The 17,376-nt window shown below is 70.6% G+C and carries 17 protein-coding genes; 7 read left to right on the top strand and 10 right to left on the bottom strand.

Annotated features, from left to right (window positions below; all coding sequences use genetic code 11):
- The first annotated feature begins 219 nt into the window (after positions 1-219).
- On the top strand, positions 220-909 hold the full coding sequence (locus ON30_RS07410; RefSeq protein WP_083911203.1) for an AAA family ATPase: 690 nt from the start codon (positions 220-222) through the stop codon (positions 907-909).
- 142 nt (positions 910-1,051) lie between these two features.
- Here ON30_RS07410 and ON30_RS07405 read toward each other — a convergent pair whose 3' ends face one another.
- The gene (locus ON30_RS07405) at positions 1,052-1,996 is read right to left on the bottom strand and encodes a diacylglycerol kinase family protein (protein WP_040705131.1); all 945 of its coding nucleotides are present in this window, start codon (positions 1,994-1,996) and stop codon (positions 1,052-1,054) included.
- Entirely contained in the window at positions 1,993-3,570 is a 1,578-nt protein-coding gene (locus ON30_RS07400) for an FAD-binding oxidoreductase (RefSeq protein WP_051029053.1), read from the bottom strand. Before ON30_RS07400 ends, ON30_RS07405 begins: the two co-directional genes overlap by 4 nt.
- A 151-nt stretch (positions 3,571-3,721) precedes the next feature.
- Here ON30_RS07400 and ON30_RS07395 point away from each other — a divergent pair, with 151 nt between their 5' ends.
- Positions 3,722-4,318, top strand: a complete 597-nt coding sequence (locus tag ON30_RS07395) for a TetR/AcrR family transcriptional regulator (RefSeq protein WP_040705129.1) — start codon at positions 3,722-3,724, stop codon at positions 4,316-4,318.
- Between the two features lie 21 nt (positions 4,319-4,339).
- A complete protein-coding gene (locus ON30_RS07390) occupies positions 4,340-5,896 on the top strand; it encodes a glycerol-3-phosphate dehydrogenase/oxidase (protein ID WP_040705128.1) in 1,557 nt (518 codons plus the stop codon).
- A 97-nt stretch (positions 5,897-5,993) separates the two neighbouring features.
- Here ON30_RS07390 and ON30_RS07385 read toward each other — a convergent pair whose 3' ends face one another.
- On the bottom strand, positions 5,994-6,563 hold the full coding sequence (locus ON30_RS07385; RefSeq protein WP_051029034.1) for a GNAT family N-acetyltransferase: 570 nt from the start codon (positions 6,561-6,563) through the stop codon (positions 5,994-5,996).
- 201 nt (positions 6,564-6,764) lie between these two features.
- Entirely contained in the window at positions 6,765-7,352 is a 588-nt protein-coding gene (locus tag ON30_RS07380) for a TetR/AcrR family transcriptional regulator (protein WP_040705125.1), read from the bottom strand.
- A gap of 228 nt (positions 7,353-7,580) precedes the next feature.
- On the opposite strand from ON30_RS07380, the gene ON30_RS07375 reads away from it, so the two are divergent.
- The 3 genes from ON30_RS07375 (at position 7,581) to fdhD (ending at position 12,050) form a co-directional block, all read left to right on the top strand.
- Positions 7,581-8,801 carry an FHA domain-containing protein gene (locus ON30_RS07375; RefSeq protein ID WP_157183648.1) on the top strand — a complete coding sequence of 407 codons (1,221 nt, stop codon included), beginning with the start codon at positions 7,581-7,583 and terminating at the stop codon, positions 8,799-8,801.
- 97 nt (positions 8,802-8,898) lie between these two features.
- Positions 8,899-11,208, top strand: coding sequence for an FdhF/YdeP family oxidoreductase (locus tag ON30_RS07370; RefSeq protein WP_040705121.1), 2,310 nt, complete (start codon positions 8,899-8,901; stop codon positions 11,206-11,208).
- Entirely contained in the window at positions 11,205-12,050 is an 846-nt protein-coding gene (fdhD, locus tag ON30_RS07365) for a formate dehydrogenase accessory sulfurtransferase FdhD (RefSeq protein WP_051029033.1), read from the top strand. The genes ON30_RS07370 and fdhD overlap by 4 nt, the downstream gene beginning before the upstream one ends.
- Here the strand turns inward: fdhD and ON30_RS07360 are convergent.
- Complete coding sequence (locus tag ON30_RS07360) at positions 12,017-12,460, bottom strand: NUDIX hydrolase (RefSeq protein ID WP_051029032.1); 444 nt, start codon at positions 12,458-12,460, stop codon at positions 12,017-12,019. The two genes, fdhD and ON30_RS07360, sit on opposite strands and share 34 nt — an antisense overlap.
- Positions 12,461-12,479: 19 nt before the next feature.
- Entirely contained in the window at positions 12,480-12,794 is a 315-nt protein-coding gene (gene mihF / locus ON30_RS07355) for an integration host factor, actinobacterial type (protein ID WP_040705119.1), read from the bottom strand.
- Between the two features lie 497 nt (positions 12,795-13,291).
- Between mihF and ON30_RS07350 the strand changes: the two genes are divergently transcribed.
- The gene (locus ON30_RS07350) at positions 13,292-13,666 is read left to right on the top strand and encodes a nuclear transport factor 2 family protein (protein ID WP_040705117.1); all 375 of its coding nucleotides are present in this window, start codon (positions 13,292-13,294) and stop codon (positions 13,664-13,666) included.
- Between the two features lie 3 nt (positions 13,667-13,669).
- Here the strand turns inward: ON30_RS07350 and ON30_RS35960 are convergent, their stop codons facing one another.
- The 4 genes from ON30_RS35960 to ON30_RS07330 all read right to left on the bottom strand — a co-directional run bounded on the left by ON30_RS35960 (position 13,670) and on the right by ON30_RS07330 (position 17,299).
- The gene (locus ON30_RS35960) at positions 13,670-14,077 is read right to left on the bottom strand and encodes an STAS domain-containing protein (RefSeq protein ID WP_051029052.1); all 408 of its coding nucleotides are present in this window, start codon (positions 14,075-14,077) and stop codon (positions 13,670-13,672) included.
- A 241-nt stretch (positions 14,078-14,318) separates the two neighbouring features.
- Positions 14,319-15,599, bottom strand: coding sequence for an ATP-dependent Clp protease ATP-binding subunit ClpX (clpX, locus tag ON30_RS07340; RefSeq protein WP_040705115.1), 1,281 nt, complete (start codon positions 15,597-15,599; stop codon positions 14,319-14,321).
- Positions 15,600-15,963: 364 nt separating this feature from the next.
- Complete coding sequence (locus ON30_RS07335) at positions 15,964-16,632, bottom strand: ATP-dependent Clp protease proteolytic subunit (protein WP_040705113.1); 669 nt, start codon at positions 16,630-16,632, stop codon at positions 15,964-15,966.
- 76 nt (positions 16,633-16,708) lie between these two features.
- The gene (locus tag ON30_RS07330) at positions 16,709-17,299 is read right to left on the bottom strand and encodes an ATP-dependent Clp protease proteolytic subunit (RefSeq protein ID WP_051029031.1); all 591 of its coding nucleotides are present in this window, start codon (positions 17,297-17,299) and stop codon (positions 16,709-16,711) included.
- Positions 17,300-17,376: the final 77 nt, after the last annotated feature.

Below are 17,376 nucleotides of genomic sequence, written 5' to 3'. Positions count from 1 at the left end.
CCGGAGGACGCGGTGACGCCGGGCGAACAGTATCGCCGACGCGGGTCAGCGATGTCACCTCGAGGCGGGTCCCCGAAATCGCCTGCGCGAGTTGCCAACTGTTAGCCCGCGCCCGCTACCCGCCGGTATCGGTGTGTCCGATTCGCGAAGTCCGGGTTTCCGTGGTCAATTCGGCGTATCGCGGTTGCCGAAACCGCACCGACCGAGAACTCTGGATGGATGAGCCCCCCACTGGACAGCGTTCCCGGCTGCGCGCCGGAATCGCGCATTCCCGTTGCCGCCGAACGGATCGTGTGCCCGCACGCCGTCCACGACCTGCGCGGCCGCCCCGTCGAGGAACTGCGCTATCCCGCGCACGCGGCACTGGTGTTCGCGGGGGTGCCCGGCGCGGGCAAGAGCACCGCGCTGCACCGGTACTTCGGCGTCCGCCCCGAGGACGAGAGTCCCCCGCGCGGCCCCGCCGGGCTGCTCGTGCTCGACTCCCACCACGCCCGCAACCGCTGGAAGCGCCGCCTCGGCTGGCTGCCCTATCCGCTGTGGCGTCCGCTGGTACACGTCGTGCACTACGCCGGCATCAGATCGGCGCTGCGCACCGTACACGGGCCGGTCGTGATCCACGAATGCGCGACCTTTCGCTGGACGCGCGCCATGATCGCGCGCTGGGCGCGACGCTTCCAGCGTGAACTGCACGTGGTGCTGCTCGACGTGCCCGCGACCGAGGCGATGGCGGGACAGCGGGCGCGTGGGCGGCGGGTGAACGGGGTGTCCTTCCGCCTACACGTCCGCCGCTGGCGGGAACTGCTCGGCACGGTCAGCGAGGTCGCGCCGAACCCGGTGCCGTGCGCGTCGGTCGTGGTCGTGGACCGACCGACCGTCAACGCCATCGCGCGCGTCACCTTCGCCGACTGAGCCGACGCACTCCCCGGCCCGCCCGCATCGGCGCTCGCAGGCACACCGCGGTCAGCCCGGTCGACGCGACCAGCCCGGTCAGCCCGGTCAGCCCGGTCAGCGCGGTCAGCCCAGCCAGCGCGGTCGACGTTGGTCAGCCATCTCAGCGCGCGAGCACGGTGAGCGCACCCGGGACCGCGCTCAGGGTCGCGGGCAGCATGCCCGCCGGTTCGCCGTCCGTGGTCGCGGGCGCGCCCGGCGCGCTCAGTGTGACCCGGGCGACGCGATAGCGCCGGGTCGCGGGGTGATCGATGCGCTTGCCCGACGACAGCGCGGGCAGCAGTTCGAGCATCTTCCATCGCGAGACCTTCCCGACCACGGTGATGTCGAGCAGTCCGTCGTCCATCTCGGCGTCGGGACAGATCAGCATGCCGCCGCCGTAGGTGCGCGAATTGCCGATCGCCACCAGCACCGCCTCGGTCTCCAGGACGGTGTCCGCGGGCGGGTTGTCCAACTGCCCGACGGCCACACCGGACAGTTCGATCCGATACGGCACCGCCAACCCGCTCGCCAGTTCCGCGAGCGCGGCCAGGCTGTAGCGGGCGGGCCCTTTCGGGCGGCGCATGGCGTTGGCGCGCAGGGTGACCCGCGCGTCGAATCCGGTGCCCGTCACGGTGGCGAACCACATCGGCTCGACGCCGGTGGACTCCAGGCGTCCCAGGTCGATCACCCGCGTGCGGCCCGCCAGGACGACTTCGGCGGCGGCCACCGGGTCGTCGGTCGGCACGCCGAGGGCGCGGGCCAGGTCGTTGCCGGTGCCGCTGGGGATCAGCCCCAGTGGGACGCCGGTGTTCGCGAGCGCGTCCAAGGTGACGTTGATCAGTCCGTCGCCGCCGACGCAGATCACCGCGTCGGGCCGCCTGCCCGCGTCGGTGAGCGAATCACGCACCAGGCGAACGGATTCGGCGGCCGAGGCGGCGCGGATCTCGGTGATCTCGACACCGCCCGCGCTGAGCCGGGCCACGGCCGCGGCGGCCGAGTCCTGTCCGCGGCCGAGCCCGGAGAGTCGGTTGGTGACGACCAGGGCCGTTCGGATCGCCGCGCTCATCGGATCAGCTTGCCCGGGTTCAGGATGCCGACGGGGTCGATCTCGTTCTTCACCGCGCGCAGCACCCGTACCCCGAGGTCGCCGATCTCGTCGGGCAGCCAGGGCCGGTGGTCGGTGCCGACCGCGTGGTGGTGGGTGATGGTCGCGCCCGCCGCCGCGATGACGTCACCGACGGCCCGTTTGGCCACGGCCCACTGCGCGAGCGGGTCCTCGGCCTGGCGGGCCACGACCGTGAAGTAGAGCGATGCGCCGGTGGGATAGGTGTGCGAGATGTGGCACATCACCAGTACGGGCGCGCCGTCGACGCCCAGCGATTCGGTCAGCGAGGCGGTGACGCGCGCCTTCAGGTCGGGCAGCGCGGACCAGGTGGTCGCGGTCTCGAGCGTCTCGCACAGCACGCCGACGTCGAGCAGTGCGTCGCGCAGGTAGGGGGCGGCGAAGCGGCCGTGTTCCCACTGGCGGGCCGGTTCCTCGCCCAGCGCCGTGCCGCCCGCCGCGCGCAGCAGCGCTTCGGCTTCGGCGCGGCGCGCGGCGACATGCGCGGCCGTGCCCTCGACGGTGGTGACGGCCAGGCATCCGGTGACGGGCGCACCGCCGATATCGCCCGCGCGGGCCAGGTTCAGACCGGTCTCGGCCTCGTCGGACAGTCGCAGCACCGTCGGCGCCGCGCCGGCCTGGACCACCGAGCGCAGCGCCGCCGCGCCGGTGGCGAAGTCGGGAAACGACCACGCCTGGTAGGCAACGGTTTCCGGGCGCGGGTGCACGCGCACGGTGACTTCGGTGATGACGCCGAGCGCGCCTTCGGACCCCACGAACAACTCTCGCAGATCGGGCCCGGCGGCCGAGGCGGGAGCCCGCCCGAGGTCGAGTTCGCCCGTGGGCGTGGCGATCAGGAGTCGCTGCACCATGTCGTCGAAACGGCCGTATCCCGCCGAGGCCTGCCCCGAGGAGCGGGTGGCCGCGAATCCGCCGATGCTGGCGAACTCGAAGCTCTGCGGGAAGTGGCCCAGCGACAGTCCGTGCGCGGCGAGCAGTTCCTCGGCGGCGGGGCCGGTGAGACCCGCGCCGAGGGTCGCGGTGCCGCTGATCGGGTCGACCGCGCGCAGGCCGTCGAGGCGGCGCAGGTCCAGGGCGATCACGGTGTCGAAGCGACCGCGTTCCGGGGAGACGCCGCCGACCACGCTGGTGCCGCCGCCGAACGGCACGACCGCGATCCCGGCCTCGGCGCAGTGCGCCAGCAACGCCAGGACTTCGCCGTGATCGGCGGGGAAGACGACGGCGTCGGGCGCGTCCTGCGGGCGATCCAGGCGGCGGCGCAGCAGGTCGGGGGTGCTCTTGCCGCCCGCGCGTCGCAGTCGGTCGCGGTGGTCGGTGGACACGTGGTCGACGCCGACCACCGCGGTCAACCCGTCTCGTCGGGCGGGCGTGAGCGCCGACGCGCGGAGCGGCACGTCGCCCTCGTCGCGACGCGCCACCGGATCCCCGGAGACCCCGAAGACCTGCGTGAGCAGACCTCGGATCTGCGCCGACAACGGCTGGTGTCCGGCCGGGATTCCCCAGGCGTCCCACACCATACTCGGTGCCCGCGTCCGCGCGTCGGGGTTTTCGGGGGCCTGCGGGCCGCCGCTGTACTGCGTCTCCACCATGCGTTACAGTCTTACATAGATTGTCAAGAAGTAATCGACACCCCGCTGTGCCCCGACCATCGACACCCGAGCGGCGAGAATGAGCATCCCCACATCACCCCCCGATGACACCGACCTCCCGGCCATCGACCTGGCGATCTTCGCCGCGGCCAGGGCCTGCGTCGAGGAATTCGGCGTCCGCAGGACCACCCTCACCGAAGTGGCGCGGCGCGCAGGCGTCAGCCGACCCACCGTCTACCGGCGCTGGCCCGACACCGGCGCGCTCATCGCCGAACTGCTGGTGCGCGAGTTGCGCGGACTGCTGGTCGCCACCATGCCCACCGCGGGCAGCGGCCGGGAACGCCTGGTCGGCGGCATCGTGACCGGCGCGGCGGCGATCCGCGCGAACGCGTTGTTCGGCAAGATCTTCCGCACCGACACCGACCTGATGCTGACCTACGTCTTCGGGCGGCTCGGCCGCAACCAGCGCACCCTGGTCGACCTGTTCGCCGCGGGCATCGGCGAAGGCCAGGCCGACGGCTCGATCCGCGCGGGCGACCCCGTCCACCTCGCCACCATGCTGCTGCTGATCGCGCAGTCGGCCGTGCAGTCCGCGGGCACCGTCGCCGACCTGCTGCCCGCCCCCGACCTGGACAACGAACTGACGCGCGCCGTCGACGGCTACCTGCGTCCCTGACCCCTACCGAAAGAGCTTGCGATGACCACGAATCCGGCCGCCTCCGGCTCCGCGCTCAACGCCGCGCGCCGCACCGAGGACCTGCGCCGCCTCGGCGACGCCCCCGAGATCGACCTGCTGATCATCGGCGGCGGCGTCACCGGAACGGGGGCCGCGCTCGACGCGGCCGCGCGCGGACTGCGCACGGTCCTGGTGGAACGGCACGACCTGGCGTTCGGGACCAGTCGGTGGAGTTCCAAACTCGTGCACGGCGGCCTGCGCTACCTGTCGAGCGGCCGGATCGGGCTCGCCCACGAGAGCGCGGTGGAACGCGGCATCGTGTTCGCCACCACCGCACCGCATCTGGTGCGCCCGCTACCCCAACTCGTGCCGCTGCTACCACCGCTCGGGCGCGTCGAACAGGTCGCGATCCGCGCGGGTTACGCCGCGGGCGACATCCTGCGCCGCGCCGCGGGCACCCCGGCGGCGACGCTGCCCCGCGCCCGCCGGGTGGCCGCCGCCGAAGCGCTGCGCCTCGCCCCCACGCTGCGCCGCGCCGGACTGCGCGGCGGCCTCCAAGCGTGGGACGGACAACTCGTCGACGACGCCCGCCTGGTCGTGGCCCTGGCCCGCACCGCCGCCGCGCACGGCGCGACCGTCCTGACTCGCGTCGAGGCCGTCGAGGCCACCGGCGACGGCGCGCTGCTGCGTGACACCCGCACCGGCGAAACCCTGTCCGTGCGGGCCCGCGCGGTCGTCAACGCGACCGGCGTGTGGGCCGACCAGGTCGACCCCAGCATCCGACTGCGCCCTTCGCGCGGCACCCACCTGGTCTTCGACGCCGCGGCCTTCGGCGGACTCACCGCCGCGCTGACCGTGCCGGTGCCGGGCAGTTTCGGCCGTTTCGTCTTCGCCTTCCCCGCCCCGCACGGACGGGTCTACCTGGGACTCACCGACGAGGACGCCCCCGGCCCGATCCCCGACGAACCGCACGCCACCGAAGGCGAGATCGACTTCCTGCTCGACACCGTCAACCGCACGCTGCGCGAACCGCTGACCCGCGCCGACATCCGCGGCAGCTTCGCGGGCCTGCGCCCGCTGCTGCGCACCGAAGACGGCAGCACCGCCGACATCTCCCGCGAGCACGCGGTGCTGCGCGCCCCGAACGGGATCGTCACGATCGTCGGCGGCAAGCTCACCACCTACCGGCGGATGGCGCAGGACGTGGTGGACGCGGCCGTCGCCGACGCGGGCCTGACCGCGCTCCCCTGCTCGACGCACCGCCTGCCGCTGGTCGGCGCGATCGGCGGGGCCGCGCGCGACTGCCTCGACGCCCCGCCGATCCTGATCGATCGCTACGGCTCGGAAGCTCCCGCGCTCCAGGCCGCCGCCGAACGCCGCGCCGATCTGGCGCGCCCGGTGGCCCCCGGCATGGACGTCACCGCCGCCGAATTCGCCTTCGCGGTCTCCCACGAGGGCGCGCTCGAACCGGCCGACCTGCTCGACCGCCGTACCCGGATCGGTCTGGTCCCCGAAGACCGCGAAGCCGCACTCCCCGCCGCCGAAGCCGCCTTCGACCATTCCCACACCGTCGGCTGACTTTTCGGGAACAGCCGATCGAATCAGCGTCCTCGCCGAGGGAGGTCGTGCGGCAAACCCTCACGCCCGCAGCAGGACTCACCCGTCGTCGCCCCGCTCAGTGCGTCGTCAACACCTCGGCGCAGGCGGCGCGCATCGCGGTGCGCGGTGACGTTCGGTCCAGTCCGTGCGCCACCTCCGCCGCGCGGATCGCGCGCAACCGCGGACCGAGGTCGGCGGGCGCGATCTCGCGGAACCCCGCGCGGCGGTAGTACGGACCGTTCCACGGCACCTCGGTGAAGGTGGTCAACGTCATCGTGTCGATGCCGCGCGCGAGCGCCCACCGGGCGGCGTGCCGGATCAAGGCCAGTCCGATGCGCCGTCCGGCGAAGTCGGGCCGCACCGACACCTGCTCGATGTGGGCCGCGCCGTCGACGACGCCGAGAACCAGGTACGCGACGGGTTCGTCCCGCTCGATCCACACCCAGGCCCGCCCGGCCTCGGCGAATTCACGCAGCCGTTCCAGCGTCGGCGGATCGTCCTCGGCGATCTCGGTCATGCCGATCGCCGCGAACGGCGCGCCCGCGGCGACCTCGATCTCCCGCAGCACCGGCAGATCCGCCTCGCCCGCCGCCCGGATCGCCGCCGATCCCCCACGGTCCGCCCCAGCCGATACCTCACCGTTCATGGCATCGGATCTCGCACGGCCGGCGCGCTCGACCTCGTCCGGTCCACGACATCGAATTTCCCGCGGTCGGGCCCACTCGCTTCCGCCGCGCCCGGTGCAGTCGGTTCCGCATCGGGCGGCACCACCGGTCCCGCACCGCGCGGCCCCACTGGGCCGCAAGCGCCGGCATACCAGGTTGTCATGTGCCCGAGTATCGCCGGTTCAGCCCGCCGGTGTCGCCAGGATTCCGTCGATGACAGCCCGTAGTTCCCAGCGCACCCGGCGCGGATCGGCGGGGCCGCCGTCGTGGTCGGGTCGGGCGGGCAGCCCTTCGATGTGGCCCGCCGCGGAGGCCGTGATGTAGAGGTAGAGCAGGCCGACCGCCCAGCGCGCGGTCCGCACGTCGACCCCGCCTTCGGCCAGCAGCAGGCGCATGCGGTCGATGAGTCGCTTGGTGACCGTCTCGGTGGGGCTCGCGCCGAGCGCGACCAGGGCCAGCCCCTGATGGCGCGCCATCGCGGCCACGGTCGCCTCCACCAGCGCGACGAGTCGGTCGCGCCATCCGCCGCCGCGCGGTTCGGGCACCGCGCCGATCACGTCGTCGAGCATGGCCGCCATCAGATCGTCGCGGTTGGCGACGTAGACGTAGAGCGAGGCCGCGCCGGTGTCCAGTTCCTGGGCGACCCGCCGCATGGTGAGCGCGGCGAGTCCGTCGGTGTCGAGGATGCGCAGTCCGGTCTCCACGATCGCCTCGCGACTGAGCGGGGCTTTGGCGGGACGGGCCCTGCGGCTGACCGGCGCGGCTCTCATAGGCGCGCCTTTCCGCTCGCGGCCGCGGATCGGGGGTCGGTCATCGGATCACCGCACTTCGCCATGGGGGGAGCCTACGCAGCGGCGAACGTCGTTTGACACGAACGGCGATCGGCATGTCGGACATTTCCGGAGCGGCCGGGCCGGTGCGCCCGCCGACCGACCCCGGCGTGGCGACGGCGGGGCACCACTATGCTGGACGCCGACGCCGCGCGGGAAGGAGGCCGGGTGCCCACCAGCACGTCGACCGTGGGGATCGCGCCGGGCGACGGCCTGATCGCCCGTTTCGGGGCCGTGGTCGTGTACCTGGCCGCTGAGACCTCCTCCACCGACCGCATTCTCGGCGCCATCGAAGCCGTGGCCGACGACGATCATCCCGGGGCGGCGATCGCCCAGCGTCTGGCGGCCGTGGTGTTCGCGGGCGGTTCGGAACCGCCGCCGTTCGGCGTGCTCGCGCCCACCTCCGACGGCATCGTCATCCTGCTGCGGGGCCCGGTGGTCGCCGAGATCCAGGGCGCGGAGGGGGTGCGCCGGATCTCCGGGGCGCGCGCGTTCACCTGGGTCGACGAGATCGTGCGCGAACCGGTGCGCCGCATCACCGTCACCGCCGAGGAAGCCGACTCCCCCGCCGCGCATCCCCGCACCGACCTGCGCGCGGGCGTGGTGCCCGGCGGCGGTTTCGAGTTCCGCGTCGGCGTGCGCGGCGGCGGCCGTTCCCCCGCCGCCGACCGGCGCGACACCGCCCGACCGCCGACCGCCGTCGAACCCGCGCACACCGCCCCCGCGGGTTTCGACGCGCTGGACCCCGCGGGCGACGCGGACCTGCCCGAGACCCGCGCGACATCGGTCCCGCCGTTCACCGGCAGCGAGCCCGTCCGTCCGCGCCCGACCGGTCCGGGCGCGTCGGGATCGGACCATCCGGTGCAGCCACCGCCCGAGCAGTCCGCGCCGCCGAGCGCGCGCTCGGAGGCCCCGACACCGCGCCCGTTCTCGCAGTCGCGGTCGCTGGCCCTGCACAAGGGCCCGGCCGTGCCGCCCGACGATTCCGCGACCCGACCGGCTCGGCCGCCCGCGACCGACGGGTCGACCGCTCCCGGCGCGCTGCTGTTCGAGGACACCGCCTACCCCCTTGACCGCCCGTACGTGATCGGCCGCAGCCCGATGAACGACGAATCGGTCCGCAACGCCACCGCCTCGCCGCTGTCGGTGCCGCGCGACCGCCACGTCTCCCGGGTGCACGCCTACATCACCCTGGAACGCGGCAAGGTCAACATCCGCGACGCGGGAACGCCCGCGGGCACCTTCGTCGCCGCACCGGGCGCGGATTCGTGGACAAGGGTCGGCACCTCGCCGACCGCGCTGCCGCCCGGATGGAGCATCCGGATCGGCGAGAAGATCCTCACCTATCGCGTCGCCGACCCGAACGGCCCCACCCGGATCTCCGAGTAGCTCCCGCGCCCCGCGTCGGAACGCGGTCGTACCATGCGAAGAGCGGGCGTCCGGGTATCCCGGGGCGGACCGCGGGTCTGGAGAGGACACTGTGGGTATGCATCGCAACGGCCCGAGCGAGGACATCGACGAATCCGCGGTGACGGTGCGCGCGCCGGAACAGCGGGCCGCGGGCGTGACGGCGGTGGCCGTCGCGTTGAAGCGTTCGGTGGAGGAGATGGGCGTGCTGCGCACGGCGCGCACGCTGGCCCGGGTCAACCAGGTGCACGGCTTCGACTGTCCCGGCTGCGCGTGGCCGGAGCCGTCGGGGCATCGTCGGCCCGCCGAGTTCTGCGAGAACGGCGCGAAAGCGGTCGCCGAGGAAGCGACGTTGCGCACGGTCGGCCCGGAGTTCTTCGCCGCGCATCCGGTCGCCGAGTTGGCGACCCGCTCGGGTTACTGGCTCGGGCAGCAGGGCCGGTTGACCCATCCGATGGTGTTGCGGCCGGGAGCCACCCATTACGCCCCGATCGACTGGGATGACGCCTACCGCCTGATCGCCGACGAACTGCGCGGTCTGGCCTCCCCCGACGACGCGGTCTTCTACACCTCCGGTCGCACCGCCAACGAGACGGCATTCCTCTATCAACTGTTGGTGCGCAGCTTCGGGACCAACAACCTGCCCGATTGCAGCAACATGTGCCACGAATCCTCCGGCACCGCGCTGAACGGGTCGATCGGCATCGGCAAGGGGTCGGTGACCATCGATGATTTCGCCGCCGCGGATCTGATCGTCGTGGCGGGCCAGAATCCGGGCACCAACCATCCGCGGATGCTCAGCGCGCTGGCGAACGCCAAGGCGAAGGGCGCGCGGATCGTCGCGGTCAATCCGTTGCCGGAGACCGGTCTGCTGGCTTTCCGCGATCCGCAGACCGTCAAGGGACTCACCACCGGCGTCGACATCGCCGACGATTTCCTGCAGATCCGGCTCGGCGGCGACATGGCGCTGTTCCGCGGGATCGGCCGGTTGCTGTTCGAGGCCGAGGACCGCGCGCCCGGCACGGTCGTCGACCGCGAGTTCGTCGAGCGCCACTGCGCGGGGTTCGAGGCGTACGAGCGGCAGACCAGGGCCGTCGACCTGGACACGGTGGTCGAGGCGACGGGGCTCGCGCGCGCCGAGATCGAGCGCACCGCGGACCTGTTCGCGGGCGCGCGCACCATCATCGTCTGCTGGGCGATGGGTCTGACGCAGCAGCGGCACGGCGTGGCCACCATCGAGGAGGCCACGAATCTGTTGCTGATGCGCGGCATGATCGGCAAGCCCGGCGCGGGCGTGTGCCCGGTGCGCGGCCACTCGAACGTGCAGGGCGACCGCACCATGGGAATCTGGGAGCGGATGCCCGAGACGTTCCTGGCCGCGCTGGACCGCGAATTCGGCATCACCAGCCCCCGCTCGCACGGCTACGACACGGTGGACGCCATCCGGGCGATGCGGGACGGCAGCGCGTCGGTTTTCGTCGGGATGGGCGGCAATTTCGTCTCCGCCACCCCTGACACCGAGGTGACCGAGGCCGCTCTGCGCGGCTGTTCGCTCACCGTGCAGATCTCCACCAAGCTCAACCGCAGCCACTTGGTGCACGGCCGCACGGCGCTGATCCTGCCGACGCTGGGGCGCACCGACAAGGACGTCCGCGCCGGGGTGCGCCAGCAGGTGTCGGTCGAGGACTCGATGTCGATGGTGCACCTGTCCACCGGACGGCTCGACCCGGTGAGCGACCAGTTGCGCAGCGAGGTCGCGATCGTCTGCGAGTTGGCCGCGGAACTGTTCGGCCCCGACCATTCGGTTCCGTGGTCGCGCTACCGCGACGACTACGACAAGATCCGCGACGCCATCTCCCGCGTCGTGCCGGGCTGCGCCGACTACAACACCCGGGTCCGCGAACGCAACGGCTTCGTCCTCCCGCATCCGCCGCGCGACGCGCGCGAATTCCGCACCGCCACCGGCCGTGCCAATTTCGCGCTGAACGACCTCGAGTGGCTGCCGGTGCCGCCGGGCAGGTTGATCCTGCAGAGCCTGCGCAGCCACGACCAGTACAACACCACCATCTACGGTCTGGACGACCGCTACCGCGGTGTGCGCGGCGGTCGCCGGGTGATCCTGATGAATCCGGCCGACATCGCCGAATTCGGTTACGCGGACGGTGATCTGGTCGATCTGATCTCGGAGTGGACCGATGACGCGCACCGCCGGGTGACGGGCTTCCGCGTGGTCGCCTACCCCACCCCGCGCGGCAACGCCGCCGCCTACTACCCCGAGACCAATCCGCTGGTGCCGCTGGATCACGTCGCGGCGCGGTCGAACACACCGGTCTCCAAGGCGGTCACGATCCGGCTGGAACCGCATGTGCACGTGGGGGAAAGCTCGTGAGCCGGGTGACGGCGCGCCGTCCGACCCTGCGGCTGACCGCGCACGGGCGGGTCGCGCGCCCCGACACCCTGGCCGTGGAGGAACCGCTGGAGATCCGCCTCGGCGGCGAGTCACTGACGGTCACCATGCGCACCCCGGGCGCCGACATCGATCTGGTGCACGGATTCCTGTTGAGCGAGAACATCATCGGCGGCGCGGAGGACATCCTGGCCGCGCGCTACTGCGCGGGCGTGGACGAGCAGGGGCACAACACCTACAACGTGCTCGACGTCGACCTGCGCGTGCCGGTCACGGCGCGTCCGCGCGGATTCCTGACCTCCGGCGCGTGCGGGTTGTGCGGGAAGACCGCGCTGGAGGAAGTCCGCGTGCACACCCGTCATCCCCTGCCGGAACCCGCTCCCCTGGTGACGACTTCGACGCTGGCCGAGATGCCGCGCACGCTGCGCGCCCGGCAGACGGTGTTCGACGCGACCGGCGGCCTGCACGCGGCCGGTCTGTTCACCGCCGACGGCGTGCCGTTGGTGGTGCGCGAGGACATCGGCCGACACAACGCGGTGGACAAGGTGCTGGGGTGGGCGCTGCGCGAGAACCGTGTCCCCGCCCACGATCTGGTACTGATCGTCAGCGGCCGCGCGTCGTTCGAGTTGGTCCAGAAGGCCGTGATGGCGGGGGCGCCGCTGCTGGGAGCCGTGTCGGCCCCCAGTTCACTGGCCGTCGACCTGGCCGCGGATGCGAAGCTGACCTTGGTCGGATTCCTGCGCGGGGACACCATGAACGTCTACACCGGCCGGGACCGACTCGCCATCGATCACCTGGACGCCGAGCGCACCGCGGCCGTCTGATCGGACCAGGCCCAGCCGCCGACGGCGGTCAGGTGGCGCAGGGCCAGGACGACGGCGGGGGCGCACCGGTGCTCGTCCTCGGGACCGAACCACGCCATCTCGGCGATCTCCGCCGCCGCGGCGGGAATCCCGCGCCCCGCGGCGCGGAAGCAATGCATCTCCACGAGGGTGCCCGGGCGACCGTGGGCGGGAGCCGTGATGGTCACCTCGGGCCTGACGCCGTCCTCGTCGATGTCGACACCGACTTCCTCGCGGACCTCTCGGACGAGCGCTCGCGTCAGCGTCTCACCGGACTCGGGCTTGCCGCCCGGCAGGTAGAAGGCGTCGCGGCCCTCGGTGCGGACCGCGAGCAACCTGCCTCCCTCGACGCACAACCAGGCAACCGACGTGAGCGTTCGTTCCGAGGTCATGCCTGGACGGTACCCGGGCTCAGGCGTCGAGCGCCTCGAGCAGCGCGGCCCGCTGCCGCGCTCCGAGCCCGCCGATGCGGCGATCCTCGGGGATCTCGGCCTGATCCATCAGCTTGGCCGCCTTGACCGGACCGACACCGGGCAGTGCCTTGATGACCGCGGCCACCTTGGTCTTCTTGACCAATTCGTCGGACTCGGCCTTCTTCAGCAGGTCCGCGACCGAAACCTTGCCCGCCTTCACTTTGCCGATCAGTTCGGAGCGCGCCTTGCGCACCGCGGCCGCTTTGGCCAACGCCTCGGTGCGCTGCTCGGCGGTCATCGTGGGCAGTGCCATGTCTCCTCCGCTTTCACTCGTCACTCTCGAACATCTGGTTGACCGGACCGAGTAAACAGCACGCCATCGACAGCAACCCGTCGACACACCGGGTGGAAGTAGCGATGAGTTTTCCGAGGCCGCGCCGTCGTAAGAGGTGAAGCGCCCGCCCGGAGCGGGCGAATCGGACGAAAAGGAACCCCGGTCATGGAGTTGTCGGTCCACCATTGTTCACCATAGACCGCTGTTGCCGGACGGTTGCGGCCCCCTCGCCCCACCGGCTCCGGCGTAACGCCGCGGGGCCGCGCGACGACAGGATCAACAGAACATCGAATACATCACCACGTGCCACCGGGGGCCACGGTTCAACGAAGAACCCAGGGGATCAACGGCGATCCCCGATCCGGGCCCGGTAACGGGCCCGCCCCGGCCCCCGAGGCGCCGCCATACCGAGCATCGGACGAGGAATCACTGCTAGGCTCCGAACTAGAACAGGTTCCAATTCCTCAGGAGTTCCGATGGCACAGATCCGCGATGTGGTCGAGCAGTACGTCAAACTCGTCGGCTCCGGCCCGACCCAGGCGATCGTCGACCTCTACGCCCCCGACGCCGTCGTCGAGGACCCCATCGGCACCGAACCGCGCCACGGCCACCAGGCCATCCGCGAGTTCTACGACGTCATCGCCAACCTCCAGCGCCACACCGAACTGCGCCCCGACACCGTGCGCATCGCCGGTAAGCACGCCGCGTTCGTCTTCACCCTCGTCACCGAATTCGGCGATCAGCGCCTGAGCCTGAGCCCCATCGACGTCATGGAATTCGACGACGACGGCAAGATCACCCGCATGCGGGCCTACTGGAGCCAGGACGACATGATCACCGAGAAGGTCTAGGGTTCAGTCCCGGTCGAGCACCGCGCTCGCCAGGTCGGGGAAACGCTCGAAGCGCACCGGCTCGCCGGCCACATCCAGCACCCGATCCACACAGCGCGGTCCCGTGACCAACCGCAGTCGCCGCCGCGTGCCGTCGGCCTGTTCCCGTGCCTCGAACAGCACGTACAGGCCGACCACGCCGAAGAAGCTCACCGCGGACAGGTCGACCACCAGCGTGCGCGCGGCCTTGTCCACAGCACCGATCAGGCGCGCGCGCAGGACCTCCACGGTGTAGCAATCGACTTCCCCCGCGACGGCGCACAGCGTCACCGAGTCACCAGGTTCGGTGATCGAGACCTGGAGACGGTCGATCGGGCCTGGTTGGCGGGAAACGGTGGTGCTGAGCCGAGTGGTGATGGAAACGGTCGACATGTGGACCCCGGTCCTGTCGCACGCGGATTCGCCGTGCGGCACCGCGCAGAATGATGCGCCTCGTTCACACACTGGTGAGACTGGGCTGGTTACTCAACCCTCACAGGGGGGTACCCGAATCCACGCGCGCCCACACCTGCCGCACAAGAGTAACCAGAAATCACCGGACGACACGCATCCGGGAACAAGCGAACGGTCCGGATATCGGGTGATATCCGGACCGTTCGGGTAGAACTCGAACTCAGGCCGACTTCTCGCGGCGCTCGGCGCGCTGGGCCTTGCGGGGCACGATGGTCGGCAGCACGTTCTCGGTGACCGTGTCGGCGTTCACGACGACCTTCGCGACATCGTCGCGGCTGGGAATGTCGTACATGACCGGCAGCAGCACCTCCTCCATGATCGCGCGCAGACCACGGGCGCCCGTACCGCGCAGGATCGCCTGATCCGCGATGGCCTCGAGGGCGTCGGTGGTGAACTCCAACTCGACCCCGTCCATCTCGAACAGCCGGATGTACTGCTTGACCAGCGCGTTCTTCGGCTCGGACAGGATCTTCACCAGCGATTCCTTGTCCAGGTTCGTCACCGAGGCGACGACCGGCAGGCGGCCGATGAACTCCGGGATCAACCCGAACTTGATCAGATCCTCCGGCATGACCTCGGCGAAGTGATCGGTGGTATCGATCTCGGCCTTGGACCTGACCTCGGCGCCGAAGCCGATCCCGCGGTGGCCGGTGCGGTCGGAGATGATCTTCTCCAAGCCCGCGAACGCGCCCGCCACGATGAACAACACGTTGGTGGTGTCGATCTGGATGAACTCCTGGTGCGGATGCTTGCGCCCGCCCTGCGGCGGCACACTCGCCTGGGTGCCCTCCAGGATCTTCAGCAGCGCCTGCTGCACACCCTCGCCGGAGACGTCACGGGTGATCGACGGGTTCTCGCTCTTGCGGGCGATCTTGTCGACCTCGTCGATGTAGATGATGCCGGTCTCGGCGCGCTTGACGTCGTAATCGGCGGCCTGGATCAGCTTGAGCAGGATGTTCTCCACATCCTCGCCCACATAGCCCGCCTCGGTCAGCGCGGTGGCGTCGGCGATCGCGAACGGGACGTTGAGCATCTTGGCCAGCGTCTGCGCCAGATACGTCTTACCGCACCCGGTCGGGCCGAGCATCAAGATGTTCGACTTGGTCAGCTCCACGGTCTCGCCGCGGCTGTCGCGCCCCTTGTCACCCGCCTGGATGCGCTTGTAGTGGTTGTAGACGGCGACCGCGAGTGTGCGCTTGGCGGTGTCCTGCCCGATGACGTAGTTCTCCAGGAAATCCCGGATCTCCGCGGGCTTGGGCAGCTCATCGAGTTTGACCTCGCTGGACTCGGCCAGCTCTTCCTCGATGATCTCGTTGCATAGATCGATGCACTCGTCGCAGATGTACACCCCAGGTCCCGCAATGAGCTTCTTGACCTGCTTCTGACTCTTTCCGCAGAACGAGCACTTGAGCAGATCGCCGCCATCTCCGATGCGCGCCATCTCGTGGGTCCCTACTTCCTTGTCCGCGTGCAACCGTCCGTCCAGGTTGCCGGCATTCCACCGCGCCCGGGTGTATCAACGAACACTTCGAGCATGTCGGGCGGGTCGAGCTACGCCGTCAACCGGGAGCAAAGGTTCCTAGGTCGACCGTACCCGGTGTGGTCGACAGAGGTCGACAACTCGAGCATGTTTCTCGCCCGCGTTGTGCGAGTTCTCACCGCGCGGCAACCTGAGCGCCGTGAGAAAGCCGGTTCCGGGGCGCCGGCCGCGTCGCCGCGACCTCCACCGGAGGCCGAAGCGAACCGGCCGGACAGTCTGTCCTCGACACACCACCCGGCCGGATTCCCTTGACACAGAGCGACAGTTACTTCTGCGCGCTCAACTTGCGGTAGCCGAACACCTGGTCGATGATCCCGTACTCCTTGGCCTCCTCGGCCGTCAGGATCTTGTCGCGATCGGTGTCCTTGCGGATCGTCTCGGCGTCCTTGCCGGTGTGGTTGGCCAGCGTGGTCTCCATCAGCCTGCGCATCCGCTCGATCTCGGCCGCCTGGATCTCCAGATCCGAGACCTGGCCCTGGATGCCGCCCTCGAGGGCGGGCTGATGGATGAGCACGCGGGCGTTGGGCAGGCAGGCCCGCTTACCCGGCGCGCCCGCCGCCAGCAGCACCGCCGCGGCCGAGGCCGCCTGGCCCAGGCACACGGTGACGACGTCGGCGCGCACGTACTGCATGGTGTCGTAGATCGCCATCAGCGCGGTGAACGAACCACCGGGCGAGTTGATGTACATGGTGATGTCGCGGTCGGGATCCTGCGACTCGAGCACCAGCAACTGGGCCATGATGTCGTTGGCCGAGACGTCGTCGACCTGTGCGCCGAGGAAGATGATGCGCTCCTCGAACAGCTTGTTGTACGGGTCGGAGGTCTTGACGCCGTAGGTGGTCTGCTCGGTGAACTGCGGCAGGATGTAGCGCGAGTGCGGACCCTGCGGGGCCATGCCGGAAACGCCGGCGCGTGGGTCGATCGGATTGACCATCTTCGTCTCCAAAGTCTGTGGGGGTGAACGGGATCGAGTGCTTGCCGCGGTCCGCGCCGGAGCCGCGGTGGCCTCGCTAGCTGCCGCCCGAGCCGTTCGCCTGGTTCGCGTGGCTGACCACGTGGTCGATGAAGCCGTACTCCAGCGCCTGCGCCGCGGTGAACCAGCGGTCGCGGTCGGCGTCGGCGGTGACCTGCTCGATCGACTTGCCCGTGTGCTGGGCCTGCAACTCGTTCAATTCCCGCTTGGTGTGGGCGAACTGCTCGGCCATGATCGCGATGTCGGCGGCCGAACCGCCGATGCCCGCGGAGGGCTGGTGCATCATGATCCGGGCGTGCGGCAGCGCGTAGCGCTTGCCCTTGGTGCCCGCGGTCAGCAGGAACTGCCCCATCGACGCCGCCAGACCCATGCCGACGGTGCGGATGTCGCATTCGGCGAACTGCATGGTGTCGTAGATGGCCATGCCCGCGGTGACCGAACCACCCGGGGAGTTGATGTAGAGCGCGATGTCCTTGGTCGGATCCTCCGCCGCGAGCAGCAGGATCTGCGCGCACAGACGGTTGGCGATGTCGTCGTCGACCTGGGTGCCGAGGAAGATGATGCGCTCACGCAGCAGGCGCTCGTAGACCGAATCACTGAGGTTGAGGCCAGCAGTGGGGGAACTCATGACGACCCCTGCCTTGTTCATTGTCACGGATACCTGCCTTCTCTTCTCACCGGCTCGTCGTTTAGAAGCTCTACAGC

Source organism: Nocardia takedensis NBRC 100417 (assembly GCF_000308695.1).
Classification (GTDB): Bacteria; Actinomycetota; Actinomycetes; order Mycobacteriales; family Mycobacteriaceae; genus Nocardia; species Nocardia takedensis.
Note: the sequence above shows the minus strand (reverse complement) of the source record. Positions and strands in the feature narration are given on the sequence as shown.